Origin of the sequence: Afifella sp. H1R (assembly GCF_021462425.1) — a bacterium.
Lineage (GTDB): Bacteria > Pseudomonadota > Alphaproteobacteria > Rhizobiales > Afifellaceae > Afifella > Afifella aestuarii.
This window is the reverse complement of record NZ_JAKEDY010000001.1, coordinates 271,959-288,093: the sequence shown is the minus strand read 5'-3', so window position 1 is coordinate 288,093 and position 16,135 is coordinate 271,959. Positions and strand designations below refer to the sequence as shown.

The window sequence follows — 16,135 nt, the reverse complement described above, 5'->3', positions numbered from 1 at the left end:
GGGCTTCTTTTCCAAGACAAAATCCAAGGGAGGAAGACAATGGCGAAGACCATGAAGGCCGCAGTCGTGCGCGAATTCGGCAAACCGCTGAGCGTGGATGAGGTGCCGGTTCCCGAACCCGGGCCAGGACAGATCCAGGTCGCGATCCAGGCCTCAGGCGTCTGCCACACCGATCTTCATGCGGCCGAGGGGGACTGGCCCGTCAAACCGAACCCGCCTTTCATTCCGGGCCATGAAGGCGTCGGCTATGTCTCCGGTGTCGGAGCGGGCGTCACCCGCGTCAAGGAAGGCGACCGGGTCGGCATCCCGTGGCTCTACACGGCCTGCGGGCATTGCGAGCATTGCGTGGGCGGCTGGGAGACCTTGTGTGAATCCCAGCAGAATACCGGCTATTCGGTGAATGGCGGATTTGCCGAATACGTCGTGGCCGATCCCAATTATGTCGGCCATCTGCCGGACAATATCGGGTTCACCGAAATCGCCCCGATCCTGTGTGCCGGCGTGACGGTCTATAAGGGCCTGAAGATGACCGATGCCCGCGCCGGCAACTGGGTGGTCATCTCGGGCATCGGAGGCCTCGGCCACCTCGCCGTGCAATATGCCAAAGCGATGGGCTTCAACGTCGCCGCGGTCGATATCGACGATCACAAGCTCGATCTCGCACGAAATCTCGGCGCCACACTGACGGCGAATGCCGCCAAGGAAGACGCTGCCACGAAGATCAAGAAGGAGACGGGCGGAGGGGCACACGGTGTTCTCGTCACGGCCGTCAATCTGAAGGCCTTCGAGCAGGCCGAGAACATGGTCCGCCGTGGCGGCACGATCGCAATGAACGGTCTGCCGCCGGGCTCTTTCCCAATCTCGGTCTTCGACATGGTCCTGGCGGGCATCACCGTTCGCGGCTCGATCGTGGGGACCCGTCTCGACCTTCAGGAGGCGCTCGATTTTGCCGGGCACGGCAAGGTCAAGTCGATCGTCAATCCGGTGAAGCTGGAAGACGTCAACAGCGTCTTCGAGAAGATGCACAAGGGCCAGATCGACGGCCGCGCGGTCATCGAGATCGCCGCCTGAGATACCAGCTCGGTGGGGCGGCAATGCTGCCCCACCTTCCCGCCACGCCCTTTGAAATTCGCAAGGTGAAAGCGATGGGCTCAGTCTCCGCAACGCCAGCCGCACGCGAGCTCCTGCGGGAGATTATTGCCGACCATGGCCCTGTCCTCTTCCATCAATCCGGCGGCTGCTGCGACGGCTCCTCGCCGATGTGTTATCCGGAAGATGGATTTCTAATCGGCGAGCAGGATGTGAAGCTCGGCGAGATCGACGGCATGCCCTTTTATATCGGCGGGGCGCAATACGAGCGCTGGAAGCACACCGATCTCGTCCTGGACGTCGTTGCCGGGCGTGGCGGCATGTTCTCCCTGGACAATGGCCGCGAGCGCCGCTTCCTCATCCGCTCGACGCTCTGCGAGGCGCCAGACAGTGCGGGCCGGTAGGCGTCCGTCCCGCTCACGTTCAGACTCTTCTCTCAGGCGCTTAAGCCCGCGGCATCAGAACCGCTCGAAGCGATAAGGAGCGGGATCCACGATCGGCGTCTCTCCCGTCACCAGTTCGGCCGCGAGCTGACCTGCGGCAGGCGACGTGCCGAAACCGTGGCCGGAAAAGCCGGTCGCCAAGGTCAGCCCCGGAATGCTGGCGACAGGCCCGATCACCGGATGAGTATCCGGCGTGATGTCCATCGTGCCGGCCCAGGCAGATTTTATCTCGACACCTTTGAAGAGCGGCCAGGCCGCACTGAGATTGGCGACGGCCTCTCGGTTGAAGGTGGAGATCGTCGGCGGGTCCATCACGCGAAGCTTTTCGAAGGGGCTTTCGTCCGCAGGTCCCCAACGGCGCGGGAGTTTCAGATCATCTAACGTTTCGCGCCCGACCTTCATCCGCACGATGCCGCGGTTTCCACGCAACTGAGACAGATACCGCATGCCGATCAGCACATGATCGAGCGTCAAAGGTGCCATCAGAGCGGCACGCTGGGTCATGATGAAGCTGCCGTCGTGATGCTGACAGAAAGAGAAATCCGGTCCCGCCACACCGATTTTGCAGGGCCCCTGCATCGGAGGGGAACGAAATGCCGAACAGACGAGTGGCAAGGTCGGCAAGCTGATACCGAGATTGCCCAGGAAGCGGCGCGACCATAGCCCCCCGGCGAGGAGAACCTGATCACAGCGGATCTCTCCGCACTCGGTCACCACACCGGCGACCCTGCCCGCTTCCAAAGACAAGGTGCGTACCGCGCAATTTTCCACGACGATGGCACCCTTCGAAATCGCGGCTTTCGCGATCGCGCTCGCCGCCAGGGTCGGGTCGGCGTGGCCGTCCGACGGCGTGTAAAGGCCACCGGCCCATTTGCCCTCGCCGCCCGGCACCAATTCACCGATCTGTGACGGCGTGACGAGGCCCGAATCGAGCCCCAAATGGCTCACCGATTTCAGCCAGTCCTCATGCCCGGCCACATCCGCTTCGGTGCGGTCGAGATACATGATGCCGGTGCGCCCATAGCCCACATTGGCCCCGACCCGCATTGCCATCTCGGCCCACAGCCGATCAGCGGCCATTGCCAGCGGCACATCTGGCGCAGCTCGGATCGTCTTGCGGACCCAGCCGAGATTTCGCGACGATTGCTCGCCAGCGAGCCGTCCTTTCTCCAAAACGACGACGGGGATGTTCTTTTCGGCAAGCGTCAGAGCAGCCGTCAGGCCAACGATACCGCCTCCGATGATGACGACAGAGGTGCGAGGCGGAAAATCCTGCGCCGTTTCAACCGGCGTGATCGTGGGGGCCATGGGGGAGATCCTTCTGAGAGACCGTTGCCGGGGCTCGTCCCCGTGCAGCGGCCAAACGCTATGAGCCGTCTCGCGATCGGACGGAAGGACGCCGCCAGCCGGCGTCCCTCGATCTTGTGCAGAGCTTTATTCGATGGCGGGCGGATATGTTGGGGGCGCCTTAGCGCAGCGCCGGCTCGTCCCATAGGTTGAGCTTCTGGCCGATGCCCTTCTCCACCGCATTGCGGTAAATCACTGTGCCCCACGCAACGTCTTCAACCGGCATGCCTCCGACCGACATCAGGATGATCTCGTCATCGTTGGTTCGGCCTGGCGCATCGCCTGCGACGATCGCGCCGAGATCCTCCAGTTCCTCGCGCTTCATGCTGCCCTCGGCGAGCATATCCATGAACTTCACGCCGATCACCGGGATGGTGCGATGCGCGGGCTTCGGAACCTCCTCGTACCAGGCCTCGTAAAGACCGGTGTTGTCCAGAACCTTGCGCACTTCTGGCGCTTTCATCCCTTCGTCGATCTCGCAAAGGGCCGGCATCGCCAGGAACGCGCCCGGCTTCACCCATTCGCGCTTGACGATCGGATAGGTCTCCGGATCGCCGACTTCACCGGAGGCGCAATAGGTGACGATATCGCAATCACGAACGACCGCCTCGAGCTCGTTCACGATCTCGATCTTGGTGATCTGCGGGTAATGCTCCTTCACCCAGGCGATGAAGACATCGAGGCTCTTCTGCCCGCGCGCCTTCACCCGGACGGTGTCGATCTGCGGACAGGCGGCGATGAAGGCCGCAAGCGCGGTGCGCGCCATCACACCAGGCCCGAGGATGCCAACGATCTTTGAATCCTTGCGCGCAAGGTGCCGCGCCCCGACGCCCGGCACCGCTCCGGTGCGGTAAGCGGAAAGCAGATTGGCCGACATATAGGCGAGCGGTGCGCCCGTATCGGCGTCGTTGAGCGTAAACATCAGAATCGAGCGGGGCAGATCCTTGTCGCGGTTTGCGATGTTGGAGCCATACCATTTGACACCCGCAGTGCAGAAATTGCCGCCGAGATAGGCCGGCATCGCCATGAAACGGCGGTCGGCCGTGGGCTTCGGCATCTTTGGGAAGGGCGAGTTTTCGGGGAACACGACCATGGCCCCATGGCTGTCGCTGTTGGGACCGGCCATTCGGTAATCGCCCTGATGAAGCAGGGCGAACATCTCTTCCATGCAGTCGACACAGGCGGGCATATCGGTCACGCCGGCCCGGATCATGTCTTGTTCGGAGAGGTAGAGAAAATCGATTTTCGGCAGACCCGTCATCGGTTTGGTCCTTGTGTTCGGGCTCGCGTCGCGCAGGCGCCTGCGCACCGTGCGACTTGAAACGGTGGATTGAAGGGAGAGAGGAAGAGGCGAAGGCCGGCAGGCACGGCGCTCCAATCACGGAACGCCTGCCGGCCTTCCGGAAGGGCTAGTCGAGCATGCGCCCGAGCCCGGCATAGAGATCGGGGCGCTTTGCCTTGATGCGATAGCCGAAGAGAATGCCGGCCAGGCAAACCAGGGCGATCGCATAGGGGAACGAAGCGACCACTGGGCTTTCGCTGCCTGACAGCAGCGAAAGATTGTTGATCACCAGGGCAAGAGCCCCGAGCAGGCCGACGAAGGCGACGCTCGGCGCCACGAGCGTGGTCCAGCGGCCATGCTGATCAGGATGGCGATGGAAATACAGGATGATCGCCACCGAAACCAAAGCCTGCACCGACAAGATGCCGATCACCGCAAGAGCGGACATCCAGGAGAAGACCACGGCATAGGGGTCGGCTCCGGAGACGACGAAGACGAGAAGGATGGCGGCCGCGCTCACGCTCTGGAAGACGCCCGCGATATGCGGCGACAGATGCTTTTCATGCACCCGACCGAGGGCCCGCATGGCCAGACCTTCCCGGCCGAGCGCGAAGAAGTAGCGGTTGAGCGTGTTGTGAAACGAGAGCACGCAGGCAAACAGGCTCGTGATCAGCAGGATGTTCATGGTCTCGCTGGCCCAGCGCCCGAGTACCGCATCCATGGCTGCGAAGAAGAAATTGTCGAGCCCGGCTTCGGCGACCGCCTGCACCTGCGAGGCGCCGTAATGCTGCACGATTGCCCAGGTCGAAAACGCGTAAAACAAGGTGATGAGAAGGACGGCGACATAAGTCGCCTTCGGGATCGTCGTCTCAGGGTTTTCAGCCTCTTCGCCGAAAATGGCGGTCGCCTCAAAGCCGATGAACGAGCCGATGACGAAGACGAGTGCCGCCCCCAGCCCCGGCGACAGGACGGTAGCGGGTGCGAACGAGGTCAAGCCGATGCCTTCCGGCCCGCCGCCTTGCAGGAGGATCCCGACATCGAGCAGCAGGAGAATGACGATCTCCGCCACCATGCAGACACCGAGGATCTTGCCCGAGAACGCGATGTTGCGCTGCCCGCAGAGATGGACCACGGCCAAGGCAGCGAACGACCAGACCCACCAGGGCATCTCGATGCCGTAGGGCGCGAGCCCCGCCGCAACGAAGACGCCAAAGAGCGCATAGATGGCGATCTGCACGGCACTGTAGGTGATCAGCGCCATCAGGGCCGCGCCGACGCCCGTCGGCCGGCCGATGCCTTGAGAGATATACGCATAGAAAGCACCGGCTCCCTCCACATGGCGGCTCATTGCCGTGAACCCAACGGAGAAGACCAGGTACAACAGCCCCGCCAGAAGGTAGGCGCCGGGAACGCCCGCACCGTTGCCGAAAGCGAAAGCGACCGGTGAAGCTCCGACAACGGCGGTCAAAGGAGCGGCGGCTGCGACGACGAAGAATACGATATGGGCAAGCCCCACCGAATTCCTTGCCAGTCTCGGACTGGCGACGGGATTGGCGATTTCCAACGTCATATCACCCCTCATTGGAACTGCTATTCGCCAAAGCTACGAGGGGGAATTTGGTATCGATATTGCATGTTACGCCAATGAATCGATAATTCGCGCCGAGAGGGGGTTTGACGATTATGTCAACGGCAAATGCCCTACACTTAGACAGTCGCATGCCAGTGATTGCATCAATTCGTGCCTCCGCACTGGCGCCGATCATTCAAGAACTCGACAAGCGCACAGCCAAGACCGACGTTTTACTGGCGGGCCACGGTATATTGCGGGCTCAGCTCAACGATCCCTATGCTGTCGTCCCGATCGCCCGCTATCTCGCTGCCTTCGAAGAGGCTGCCGTCGTGGTTCGCGATCCTTTTCTCGGTGCTGAGCTCGGGGTGTCGATCAAGCCCGCGGATCTCGGGCCGATGGGCATGCTTTTCTCGATGACCTCGACCATCGAAGCCGCTTTCAAGCGCCTGTGCCGCTCGATGGCCGCGCTGCAGGGCGCCAGTCATTCGTCCGTCTCCTGCGAAGACGAGACACTGATATGGTCCTACGGAATCACCGACACGTCGCTCTCCCCGCGCAGGCAGGACAGCGAGTTCACTCTGGCGACGACCTGCCATCTCGTCAGGCAGTGCTTTTCAAGCAGCTGGCGGCCCCTCGAGGTGCACTTCGAGCACGGCGCCCCGCGCGACCCGAAACCGCTGGAGCGCATCTTCCAGGCACCTGTCCTGTTCGGGCAGTCGACCAACAGGCTGGTGATGGACCTTGCCGGCGCCCGCCGTGTCTATCGCAAAGAGGATCCCGCTCTCGCCAGCGTCCTGGAGCGGCATATCAACGACCTCTTCGTCGAAACCGTGGCTCCCACCACCTATTCCGAACGCGTCCTGGCGCTCATCGCCATCCATCTCGGTTTCACCAACATCACGCTCGCCACAATCTCCAGAGAGCTCGGAATTCCACCGAGGACACTTCAGCGCCGGCTCGCGGACGAAGGCACGTCCATCCGCAAATTGGTGCAGGACTACAGGAAGTCCCTTTTGCGCCGGCACAACGCGGCCCCTGGCGGAAACCGGTCACGGCTCGCGCAGGCGCTCGGCTATGCTGACAGCACGGCGCTGTGGCGCGCCGAAAAGCGGTGGGGGGACGGCGAGTAGGCGCATCCTCGGGGGATCTGCAGGCTCGGCTGAGGACTGACGGGCGGGCCCAGCCCGTCGCGCGGCGACCACAAACCTGTTTCAGAATTCGGCGACTTTCCCCCGGGCGCTGCGTCCAAAGCGCGACAGCGCATATTGCTTGTAATCGACGCTCGGTTCCGCTCCGGTGACGAGGTCGGCGATGAGCTGCCCCGCCCCCGGTCCGATCCCGAAACCATGTCCGGAAAAACCGGCGGCCAGCAGAAACCCTCCCGGCCCCACATTCGGGTCGATCACCGGCACACCATCAGGTGTGCTGTCGACGTAGCCGGCCCAGCGTGCCTGCACGGGCACCTGTTTCAGAGCCGGCAGCAGCTTACGTGCCCGCGACAGGATTTTGTCCGTCGCCCGCATGGAGGGTGCGGGATCGAGAATACGCATCCGCTCCATGGGCGTCGGCCGATCGATTGACCAGCGCGCGATCGTCTCATGTCCGGCGCGCAACGCCGTGAGATCACCCGGGGAAAGGCTGCGCCAACGCTTGGCAAACATCGGCAGAAAGTACCGGGCGAAGCGAAGCTGCTGCAGAGTCGGATCCGTCTTCGCCATGCCCGACACCGCGAGCGTGTGGCCGCCATCTCCGCGCCGCGTCACGGTCACCTCCGCCGTGTGCAGTGCGTCGAGAAGCCCTTCCACTCCCGGCTCCACGGAAAGGACGGAGCAGCGAATCGACGCCTGCGGAAACACCACGCCGAGCTGCCGGCAAAACGAGGATGCCCAGGCCCCGCCTGCCATCACCACCTGTCGCGTCCGGATAACACCTTTTTCCGTCACAACCGCGGAGACGCGCCCGCCTTCTGTTTCGATGCCTCGGGCGGCACAGGATTGATGAACCGTGCCTCCGAACCGCATGATGCCTTCGGCGATCATCGGTGCCGCGCGCGCGGGGTCAGCAATCCCGTCAGACGGAGAAAAGACGCCGCCCTTCCAGGATTTTCCAGTGATGGCGCCCCGCGACGTGGCCTCCTCTCGGCTGAGAGGATGGCTCGTTACGCCCATCGTCGCGGCAAAGCGGCACCATTCCGCCCAGCCTTCGATCTCCTTCTCGTCGTTTGAGAGATAAAGAAGGCCGGAGCGCCGGAACCCGAGATCGGGTCCGAACTCCGCAACAAGCTCGTCCCACAGCTCCAGACTCCTGGTCGCCAGCGGCAGTTCGCGTGCATCACGGTTTTGCTGTCGGCACCAGCCCCAATTCCGGCTCGACTGCTCCGCGCCGATCATCCCCTTCTCCAGGAGAGCGACCTTAACGCCCCGCTTTGCCAGAAAATATGCCGCCGTCGCCCCGATGATCCCGCCTCCGATCACGACGACATCGGCGGCCGCCGGCAATTTCGGGGATGAGGGAACGCTCAGCAAAGGAACAGGCATGAATCTCTCCAATCGCTCCGAATCTAGCATCGAGACCGGTTCGGATCGGTAGCAATCGCCAGCTTCAGCAGCAGAAGATGCTTCGAAAGATGCGGACGGCGGCAGCTTGTGTTTCAAGCATGCACGTGCAGGCTGGTTGTCAGAAGGCTCAACTCGGCGCAATCTGCCGGCATCTTATGCCGTGTACGCCGGAGGAGGCCCCCCTGCCCACCAATTCGCGCATGAAACTCGATATGATCGACGTGAAAATCCTCTGCGAGTTGCAGAAGAACGGACGTATCACCAATGTCGAGCTGGCCGAGCTCGTCAATCTCTCGCCGAGCCCCTGCCTGACTCGGATGAAGAAGCTTCAGGCCGCCGGCTACATCACCGGCTATTCAGCGCAGATCGATGTGAGCAAGATCGGAGAGACGCTGACCGTCTTTACCGAGTTCACCCTGAAAAACCATCGACATACGGACTTTTCGCGCTTTCAGGCGACAATTGAGAAGATCGATTCCTGCGTGGAATGCCACCTCGTCTCGGGCGGTTACGACTATCTGGCCAAATTCGTGACAGCCGGCATCGTGCATTACCAGACGATCATGGAAAAGCTCATCGACGACGACATCGGGATCGACAAGTACTTCAGCTTCGTGGTGATCAAGTCGCCTTTCATCAAGCCGCATCTGCCGCTGACATCGCTGTTCCGCGACAAGCTTCACGCCTGAGGGAAGCCGCTGGCCGCAGCTTTGCTCAGCGTCCGGCGACGGCCTTCATCAGCTCGTTGTCCTGCTCGAGGCGGTCGAGCCAGTTGGTGTCGAGCTGAGGCACCGAGGATATCAAGAGACGGGAATAGGGATGCTCGGCACCCGACTTCATGCGGTTCGTCGGCATCTCCTCCACCTTCTCTCCCTGATACATCACCACGACCTCGTCGCAGATCGCTTCGACCGTCGACAGATCGTGGCTGATGAACATGTAGGAAAGGCCGAGCTCTCGCTGCAATTCATCGAGGAGCTTCAGGATGGCGGCCGCCACCACCGTATCCAGCGCCGAGGTGATCTCATCGCAGAGGATCAGCTCAGGTTTCGCCGCCAAGGCGCGCGCCAGGTTGACGCGTTGCTTCTGGCCGCCCGACAATTCGCTCGGCAGACGATGTTTCAAGGCAGCTGGCAGGCGCACCATATCGAGCAGCCGGTCGACCTCCGCCTCGCGCTGACGTCCTCTCACACCGTGATAGAAGGTGAGCGGGCGACCCAGAATTGCCCGCACCGGCCGATTGGGGTTGAGAGCGGTATCGGCGAGCTGAAAGACGATCTGCATCTTGCGCAGCTCTTCACGGCTGCGCCCGCTCACACTTTTCGCAAGTTCCCGGCCCTCGAACGTCACGCTGCCTGAGGATTGCGGCAGCAGGCCCGAAATGACGCGCGCCAGGGTCGACTTCCCGCTGCCGGATTCGCCGATGATCCCAAGGCTCTCCCCTGCCGCCAGACGGAAGGTGACGTCTTTGAGTGCGAGAAAGCCGGGCTGCCCGTCGGAGCCGATGGGTCCGTAACCGGCACTGAGGTTCCTCACCTCCAGAACGGCGTTTCTCTGGGCCATCTTGCACATATCCGCCGGCGCGCGCTCGACGGGATGAAAGGCTGCGATGAGCTCTTTCGTATAGGCGTGCTGCGGCGCGTGGACGATTTTCTCCGTCTCGGCCACTTCCTGCACTTCGCCGCCCTTCAGGACGACGATGCGGTCGGCGATCTGCGCGACGACGGCAAGATCGTGCGAGACATAGATCCCGGCCATATTCCGCTCGGCGATGACCGACTTGAAGGCGCGCAGAACTTCGATCTGTGTCGTCACGTCGAGAGCCGTCGTCGGCTCGTCGAACACCATCACCTCGGGATCGCCCATCAGCGCCATCGCCGCCGCCAGCCTCTGCAATTGTCCGCCCGAGACTTGATGCGGATAGCGCGCGCCGATCGTCTCCGGATTGGGCAGCGACAACGCCCGGAAGAGGTCGACGGCCTTACGCCGCGCATCCTCCGGCGGCATCAGTTGATGAATGCGGGAAACCTCCACCACCTGTTCCATGATGGTCTGGGAGGGATCGAAGGCCGCCGCTGCCGACTGCGGCACATAGGCGACCTGCTGCCCGCGCACATGCCGGCGTTCGGCCTCGCTCATCGTCACCATATCGCGGCCGGCAACCACGACCTCGCCACGGGTGACCCGACAACCCGGGCGCGTGTACCCCAGAAGCGTCAATGCAATCGTGGTTTTGCCGGAGCCGCTTTCGCCGATCAGAGCGACCACCTCGCCCTCGGCCACCTCGATATCGACGCCCTTGATGATATCCACGACGCGCCCGGAATCGGTCTTCGCGGCGACGGCAAGGTCACGAATTTCGACGATATTGCCCATCAGGCGCTCCGATCGCGGATGCGTGTCGGCAGATTGTCGATCAGCATGTTGACCGAGATGGTCAGGCTCGCAATGGCGATCGACGGAAAGATCACGGCAGGCGCACCGTACGGCAGGCCGGCGAGGTTCTCACGCACCAGGCCGCCCCAATCGGCATTCGGCGGCTGCACGCCGAGGCCCAGGAAAGACAGGCCTGACAGAAGCAGCACGATGAAGACGAAGCGCAGGCCGAAATCGGCCAGCACCGGGCCGATGATGTTGGGCAGAATTTCCTCACGAATGATGTAGACGGTGCCCTCTCCCCGCGCCCGCGCGACCGTCACGAAATCCATCGTGTTGGTATTGGCGGCAAGCGAGCGGGCGAAGCGATAGCTGCCGGGCGCATAGATGAGCGCCAGCGTCATGATCAGCACAGGGATGGAGCTGCCGACGCCGGCAACGACCACAAGCCCGAACATGAGCGAAGGGATGGCGTTGAGCGCGTCGAGAAAACGCGACAGCGCCGTGTCGAAGAAGCCGCCCACGACGGCGGCGATCATGCCGAGCGCCACGCCGACGAAACAGGCGAGCGACACCGCGGCGAAGGCGATGCCGACCGTATAGCGCGCGCCCATCAAGATGCGCGAGAGGATATCCCGGCCGAGATAGTCGGTGCCGAGCCAGAATTTCTGCGACATCGGTCCGAAGAAATCGAAATCGACGATCTTGCCGACTGGATAAGGCACGAGAAGCGGCGCGCAGATTGCAATCACGATCCAAAACAGGACCACGATCGCCCCGATCGTTCCGACGGCATTGATGTGGAAGCCTGTGCGGCGGCGGGCGGAGGCGACGAGAGCTTTCACTGGCGCAGCCTCGGGTTGGAGGCGATGGCAATCACGTCCGCAATGAGGATCAAAAGAAGATAGCTCAGGCAGAACAGCATCGCACAGGTCTGGATGAGAGGAAGATCGCGGGTCGCAACGGCATCCACCATCAGCTTGGCGACGCCCGGATAGTTGAAGATCGTCTCCACGATGATGACGCCTCCGAGGAGATAGGAGAGCGACAGGGCCATGGCGTTCGCAATCGGACCGAGCGCGTTCGGCAGCGCATGTCTCATGACCATTCGTCGCCGGGTCGCGCCCTTGAGGAGCGCCATCTCGACATAGGGCGTGTTGATCGTATCGATCACGGCAGCGCGGGTCATGCGGATCATCTGCGCCGAGACGACGAAGCTCAACGTGATCACCGGCATGGCATAGACACGCAGAAGCTCACCCAGGCCGTGCACTTCATTGGCGAAGGAGAGCGCCGGCAGCCAGCCGAGATAGACAGCGAAAATCAGAACGGCGAGGGTCGCAACCATGAACTCCGGAACGGAGATCACGGTCACCGTGAAGACCGACACGAGGCGGTCATAGAACGAACCGCGGAACATGGCCGCCGTGACACCGAGAAACAGCGACAGCGGCACCGAAAAGAGCGTGGTGACGGCTCCGAGCTTCAGGGAGTTCACGAGACGCCCGGCAATCAGGTCTGCCACGTCTCGGTTGTTGGCGTAGGACCGGCCGAAGTCGCCCGTCACAAGACCAGCAAGCCAGTGCAGGAAGCGCAGGACCGCGGGCTGGTCGAGATGCATCGCCTTGCGGAGCCCGGCCACGGCTTCCGGCGTCGCCGACTGCCCGAGAAGGATCTGTGCGACGTCGCCCGGCAAAAGCTCCGTGGCCGCGAAGACTGCAAAGGCAACAATGACGAGGGAGACGAGCATAATCCCAACGCGGCGGATAATAAGACCGGCAATCGTGGAATTCATGCGGCTCTCTCTCCTTCGTTCTGGGGGCGCGATAGGCCGAGCACCCCGGCATGCCGGATGCTCGGCCTTCAGCTCTCTCAGTCGTCGAGCCACACATATTCGGCGAAGGCGTAACCCATCATGCCGCCCAGAGGATTGGGCTGCAGGCCCTTCAGCTTCGAAGACACGGCATCGACATTGGAGATCCAGACCGGAATGATGGTGCCGGCGTCTTCTGCCACCATCACCTGCATGTCGTCGTAGATCTCCTTGCGCTTGGCCTCATCGAGGGTACCGCGTGCCTCCACCAGCATCTTGTCGAATTTTTCAGACTGGTAGCGGCTCTCGTTCCATGGCGCGTCGGAGGTGTAGAGCAGAGAGAAGAGGATATCCGGTGTCGGCCGCGGATTGATGTTGCCGAAGTGAACGGGCGCCTTCAGCCAATAGTTCGACCAGTAGCCGTCGGAGGGAACACGCTGCACATCGAAGGGCATGCCGATTTCCGACCCCGCCTGCTGCACCACCATCGCCATATCGATCGACGAGGTCGCAGCCGTCGAAGCGACGATCGGGATCGACTGCCCGAGAACGCCGGCCTTCTCGAAGAGCTTCTTCGCCTTTTCCGGGTCGTAATCCTTCGGCTTCAGCTCTGCATTGTAATAGCGGTCATTCGGCGAGACCGGCTGATCGTTGGCGATGACAGCCAGATCGCGCATGACGGAGCGCGCGATGACCTCGCGATTGACGAGGGATTTGAGACCGTCGACGAAATCCTTCTTGTCGCCTGGCGCCATGTCGAGGCGGACGTTGAGGTCGGTATAGTTTCCTGACGTCGTCTTCGACAGAGTCACCGTATCGATCGTATCGAGGCGCCTGATCGAACGCGGATTGATGTTGGCGGCAAGCGCGATGTCGCCGGACAGAAGCGCATTCACACGCGCCGTCTCATCCGGAATCGCGATGAACTCGAGGGAATCGAGATAGGGAAGCTTCTCTTTCCAGTAATTCTCGTTGCGGACGCCGACCGATTTGACGCCGGGCTCGAAGGTCTCACACTTGAAAGCGCCGGTCCCGTTCGCCGTCGTGAAGTCGGTCGTGCCATCGGCGATGATCATGAAGTGGTGCAGAGAGAGGATGATCGGCAGGTCGGCGTTCGGCGAACTCAGCACCAGCTCCAAAACCCGGTCGTCCACCTTCTTGAAGGTCTCCATCTGCTGCGCCATGGCGTTCGCCTTGGAGCCGACGGATTCATCCTTATGGCGCTGGAGCGAATAGATGACGTCGTCGGTCGTCAGCGTCTTGCCGTCATGGAAGGTGATGTCCGGGCGAAGGGTGATCTTCCACGTCTTGGCGTCATCGGATTCGATGCTCTCGGCGAGCTCCATCTGCACCTTGCCGCCTTCCTCGAGAAAGGTCAGGCGGTTGTAGAACGAGCAGCCGCGCACATAATCGGTGGAAAGCGAGGCTTTCGCCGGATCGAGCGTATCGGCGGTCGAGGACGACCAGCCGGCCGCGGTGATCGAACCGCCCTGTTTCGGGGTTGCGGCGAAGGCGGTCGTCGCACGCGTCATGATGGCGCTTCCGGCCGCCATTGCCACGCCGCTCGCCGCAAGCAGACGCAAGAGATCACGGCGTGACGCGCCTCGTCGGATGGCCTCTTCGACCATCGCATCGTCGCGCCTCGTCCAATTCGTGACGTCCCAGTTCGTCCGGTCATTCTGGCTCATGCGTCGGTCCTTTCCGGTGACAAAGAGGTGGCATCCCGTCTTGGCGCGGTTTGAAACAGGTTCAGGGCTGGTCGACGGCCTCCGCCAATGCAGCCAGGGAAGTGAAGTGATAGTCCGGCTCGGTGAACCGCTCAGGGGCGATCGTGCCCCCGTAGCCTTTCCGGCCGTGACGGCGCTCGATCCAACAATTGGTGAGGCCGAGCTGCCGGGAGACGCCGATATCGTGATACTGGCTCTGGGCGACATGCAGGATGTCGGCCTTCTCGATCCCCTCGCCCTTCAAATCGGCGAGCACCGCCTCGAAGAAGGCCGGGTCCGGTTTTTCGGTCCCTGTGTCGTCGACCGTGAAAGACTTGTGAAACGGCTTCCCAAGTTCGTCCGAGAAGCGCTCGAAGGCCCAGCGCTGCGCATTCGTCATAGCAACGAGCCGGAAGCGACGGCGCAATTTCGCAAGAGCTGCGCGGCTGTCGGAAAAGGCCGGTGCAGAGGCGACGGCTGCGACGACCCGGGCACCATATTCGTCGCCTCGCGGGAGGTGCATCTTCGCGGCAATCTTGTCGTAGCAGCGAGCGACGTCGTCGGGGAATCGACCGGCATCTGGATCCCGGCGACCCTCACGGTAGATGGCCAGAGCCTCCTCGCCATCCAGCGTCGCCCCTCCTTCTGCGGCAAGGCTGGCGAGCCCGTTTTTGATGCCCGTCTCAAAGTCGATGAGCGTACCCACGACGTCGAAAGTCAGAACTTTGAAAGTCGCCAGCTTGCGGGTCACGCATTCCTCCGCCTTGAACGCCCACGAGAGATGCCGCCACCCGGCAGCATAATCTTCCGCGATGGGGCACCGATGCACTCAACGTCGCCGGGCGATTGCTTTGGTCAGAAATCAGCCCGGTTTTGTACTCCGTTGACTGTAATGTGCTTTCTTTCCAGGAATGCAGTCTCGCAGCTCAACCCTCTATGAGGTTCCGAATGCGACCGACATCACAGCATAATCTGTCGATTTTTGAGGCAAGTCGGAATTTTGCTCATGCGCTTCTCAATAGCCGCGCGCTTTGTCGACGAGCCCGGGGATCGGTCGCCCTGCCTCATGCGCCCGCAGGCATTCGACTGCGGCCAAGGCCCCCTCTTCGAAATCCGTCATGGTGGCGACATGAGGCGTCAGAACGAGGCGCGGATGGCTCCAGAATGGGTGCTCGGCCGGCAAAGGCTCGGGCTCGGTCACATCGAGGAAAGCGCCTTCGAGATGGCCGGTATCAAGTGCATCTAGAAGAGCATCGTGGTCGAGCTGCCGGCCTCTCCCGGCATGTACAAGCGTGGCGCCTTTCGGCAAAGCCGCAAAGAGCTGCGCGTCGAGAATGGTCTCCGTCTCCTTCGTCAGCGGCAGAAGACAAATGAGAATATCGGTCCCAGCCAGGAACGCCGGAAGCTCGCTCCGCCCAACGAAGGTCTGCACCCCGTCGAGCGCGCGGGGCGAGCGCCCCCAGCCGGCGAGTTTGAAACCAAAGGGACGAAGCGCCTCCAGCACGGCCGTTCCGAGCTGACCCAGCCCCATCACGCCGACGGTCTTCCTCCGCGCAAGATCGACACGGCCGGCGCTCCAGGTTTTGTCCCTCTGTTGGGCAATGTAACGGGGCAATTGCCGGTGCATCGCCAGAACGCCGAGAACGACGTAGTCGCGCATCATTTCGGCGATGCTCGGCGTGACCATACGCGCGACCTTCACATGCTCCGGCAGAGCGCGAAAGTCGAACTGGTCGACACCGGCACCGACCGAGAGGATCATCTCCAGGTTCGGATAGGTCTTCACCGGGTCGGCCGGAGCGTTCCAGGTCGCGATGAAACGGACCTTTGAGGGATCTTGGACCGCATCAAAGCCGTCGTAGAATTCCAGTTCCGGCAATTCCCGCGCGAAGATCGGCTTCCAGACCTCGGCACGCTCTTTGTGCGAAAGGTAAAGCAGCGCCATCGC

The 16,135-nt window shown here is 62.1% G+C and carries 14 protein-coding genes; 4 read left to right on the top strand and 10 right to left on the bottom strand.

Annotated features, from left to right (window positions below):
• The first annotated feature begins 39 nt into the window (after positions 1-39).
• Entirely contained in the window at positions 40-1,071 is a 1,032-nt protein-coding gene (gene adhP, locus L0F51_RS01375) for an alcohol dehydrogenase AdhP (RefSeq protein WP_234627616.1), read from the top strand.
• 23 nt (positions 1,072-1,094) lie between these two features.
• Positions 1,095-1,493: a DUF779 domain-containing protein gene (locus L0F51_RS01370; RefSeq protein ID WP_234627615.1), complete on the top strand. Its 399-nt coding sequence runs from the start codon at positions 1,095-1,097 to the stop codon at positions 1,491-1,493.
• 54 nt (positions 1,494-1,547) lie between these two features.
• Here the strand turns inward: L0F51_RS01370 and L0F51_RS01365 are convergent, their stop codons facing one another.
• The 3 genes from L0F51_RS01365 to L0F51_RS01355 form a co-directional block, all read right to left on the bottom strand.
• On the bottom strand, positions 1,548-2,840 hold the full coding sequence (locus L0F51_RS01365; RefSeq protein ID WP_234627614.1) for an FAD-binding oxidoreductase: 1,293 nt from the start codon (positions 2,838-2,840) through the stop codon (positions 1,548-1,550).
• Between the two features lie 160 nt (positions 2,841-3,000).
• The gene (locus L0F51_RS01360) at positions 3,001-4,140 is read right to left on the bottom strand and encodes a tyramine oxidase subunit B (RefSeq protein WP_234627613.1); all 1,140 of its coding nucleotides are present in this window, start codon (positions 4,138-4,140) and stop codon (positions 3,001-3,003) included.
• A gap of 148 nt (positions 4,141-4,288) precedes the next feature.
• A complete protein-coding gene (locus L0F51_RS01355; RefSeq protein ID WP_234627612.1) occupies positions 4,289-5,731 on the bottom strand; it encodes an APC family permease in 1,443 nt (480 codons plus the stop codon).
• Positions 5,732-5,880: 149 nt separating this feature from the next.
• Between L0F51_RS01355 and L0F51_RS01350 the strand changes: the two genes are divergently transcribed.
• On the top strand, positions 5,881-6,864 hold the full coding sequence (locus tag L0F51_RS01350; RefSeq protein ID WP_234627611.1) for an AraC family transcriptional regulator: 984 nt from the start codon (positions 5,881-5,883) through the stop codon (positions 6,862-6,864).
• Positions 6,865-6,945: 81 nt separating this feature from the next.
• Here the strand turns inward: L0F51_RS01350 and L0F51_RS01345 are convergent, their stop codons facing one another.
• A complete protein-coding gene (locus L0F51_RS01345) occupies positions 6,946-8,271 on the bottom strand; it encodes an FAD-binding oxidoreductase (RefSeq protein ID WP_234627610.1) in 1,326 nt (441 codons plus the stop codon).
• 221 nt (positions 8,272-8,492) lie between these two features.
• Here L0F51_RS01345 and L0F51_RS01340 point away from each other — a divergent pair, with 221 nt between their 5' ends.
• Positions 8,493-8,981: an Lrp/AsnC family transcriptional regulator gene (locus tag L0F51_RS01340; RefSeq protein WP_234627609.1), complete on the top strand. Its 489-nt coding sequence runs from the start codon at positions 8,493-8,495 to the stop codon at positions 8,979-8,981.
• Positions 8,982-9,006: 25 nt separating this feature from the next.
• Here L0F51_RS01340 and L0F51_RS01335 read toward each other — a convergent pair whose 3' ends face one another.
• From L0F51_RS01335 to L0F51_RS01310, 6 genes are all read right to left on the bottom strand, one after another.
• Positions 9,007-10,668, bottom strand: coding sequence for an ABC transporter ATP-binding protein (locus L0F51_RS01335; RefSeq protein ID WP_234627608.1), 1,662 nt, complete (start codon positions 10,666-10,668; stop codon positions 9,007-9,009).
• Entirely contained in the window at positions 10,668-11,513 is an 846-nt protein-coding gene (locus tag L0F51_RS01330) for an ABC transporter permease (RefSeq protein ID WP_234627607.1), read from the bottom strand. Before L0F51_RS01330 ends, L0F51_RS01335 begins: the two co-directional genes overlap by 1 nt.
• A complete protein-coding gene (locus tag L0F51_RS01325; protein ID WP_234627606.1) occupies positions 11,510-12,463 on the bottom strand; it encodes an ABC transporter permease in 954 nt (317 codons plus the stop codon). Before L0F51_RS01325 ends, L0F51_RS01330 begins: the two co-directional genes overlap by 4 nt.
• Before the next feature lie 77 nt (positions 12,464-12,540).
• Positions 12,541-14,169, bottom strand: a complete 1,629-nt coding sequence (locus L0F51_RS01320) for an ABC transporter substrate-binding protein (RefSeq protein WP_234627605.1) — start codon at positions 14,167-14,169, stop codon at positions 12,541-12,543.
• Between the two features lie 61 nt (positions 14,170-14,230).
• Positions 14,231-14,938, bottom strand: coding sequence for an HAD-IA family hydrolase (locus L0F51_RS01315; protein ID WP_234627604.1), 708 nt, complete (start codon positions 14,936-14,938; stop codon positions 14,231-14,233).
• Between the two features lie 264 nt (positions 14,939-15,202).
• Complete coding sequence (locus L0F51_RS01310; RefSeq protein WP_234627603.1) at positions 15,203-16,132, bottom strand: glyoxylate/hydroxypyruvate reductase A; 930 nt, start codon at positions 16,130-16,132, stop codon at positions 15,203-15,205.
• Between the last annotated feature and the right edge of the window lie 3 nt (positions 16,133-16,135).

Excerpts from the sequence above, each read along its gene's own strand:
- L0F51_RS01335 (WP_234627608.1), bottom strand. The coding sequence starts at position 10,668 with ATGGGCAATATCGTCGAAATTCGTGACCTTGCCGTCGCCGCGAAGACC.
- L0F51_RS01355 (WP_234627612.1), bottom strand. The coding sequence starts at position 5,731 with ATGACGTTGGAAATCGCCAATCCCGTCGCCAGTCCGAGACTGGCAAGG.
- L0F51_RS01325 (WP_234627606.1), bottom strand. The coding sequence starts at position 12,463 with ATGAATTCCACGATTGCCGGTCTTATTATCCGCCGCGTTGGGATTATG.
- L0F51_RS01320 (WP_234627605.1), bottom strand. The coding sequence starts at position 14,169 with ATGAGCCAGAATGACCGGACGAACTGGGACGTCACGAATTGGACGAGG.
- L0F51_RS01360 (WP_234627613.1), bottom strand. The coding sequence starts at position 4,140 with ATGACGGGTCTGCCGAAAATCGATTTTCTCTACCTCTCCGAACAAGAC.
- adhP (WP_234627616.1), top strand. The coding sequence starts at position 40 with ATGGCGAAGACCATGAAGGCCGCAGTCGTGCGCGAATTCGGCAAACCG.
- L0F51_RS01365 (WP_234627614.1), bottom strand. The coding sequence starts at position 2,840 with ATGGCCCCCACGATCACGCCGGTTGAAACGGCGCAGGATTTTCCGCCT.
- L0F51_RS01310 (WP_234627603.1), bottom strand. The coding sequence starts at position 16,132 with ATGGCGCTGCTTTACCTTTCGCACAAAGAGCGTGCCGAGGTCTGGAAG.
- L0F51_RS01350 (WP_234627611.1), top strand. The coding sequence starts at position 5,881 with ATGCCAGTGATTGCATCAATTCGTGCCTCCGCACTGGCGCCGATCATT.
- L0F51_RS01345 (WP_234627610.1), bottom strand. The coding sequence starts at position 8,271 with ATGCCTGTTCCTTTGCTGAGCGTTCCCTCATCCCCGAAATTGCCGGCG.
- L0F51_RS01340 (WP_234627609.1), top strand. The coding sequence starts at position 8,493 with ATGAAACTCGATATGATCGACGTGAAAATCCTCTGCGAGTTGCAGAAG.
- L0F51_RS01370 (WP_234627615.1), top strand. The coding sequence starts at position 1,095 with ATGCTGCCCCACCTTCCCGCCACGCCCTTTGAAATTCGCAAGGTGAAA.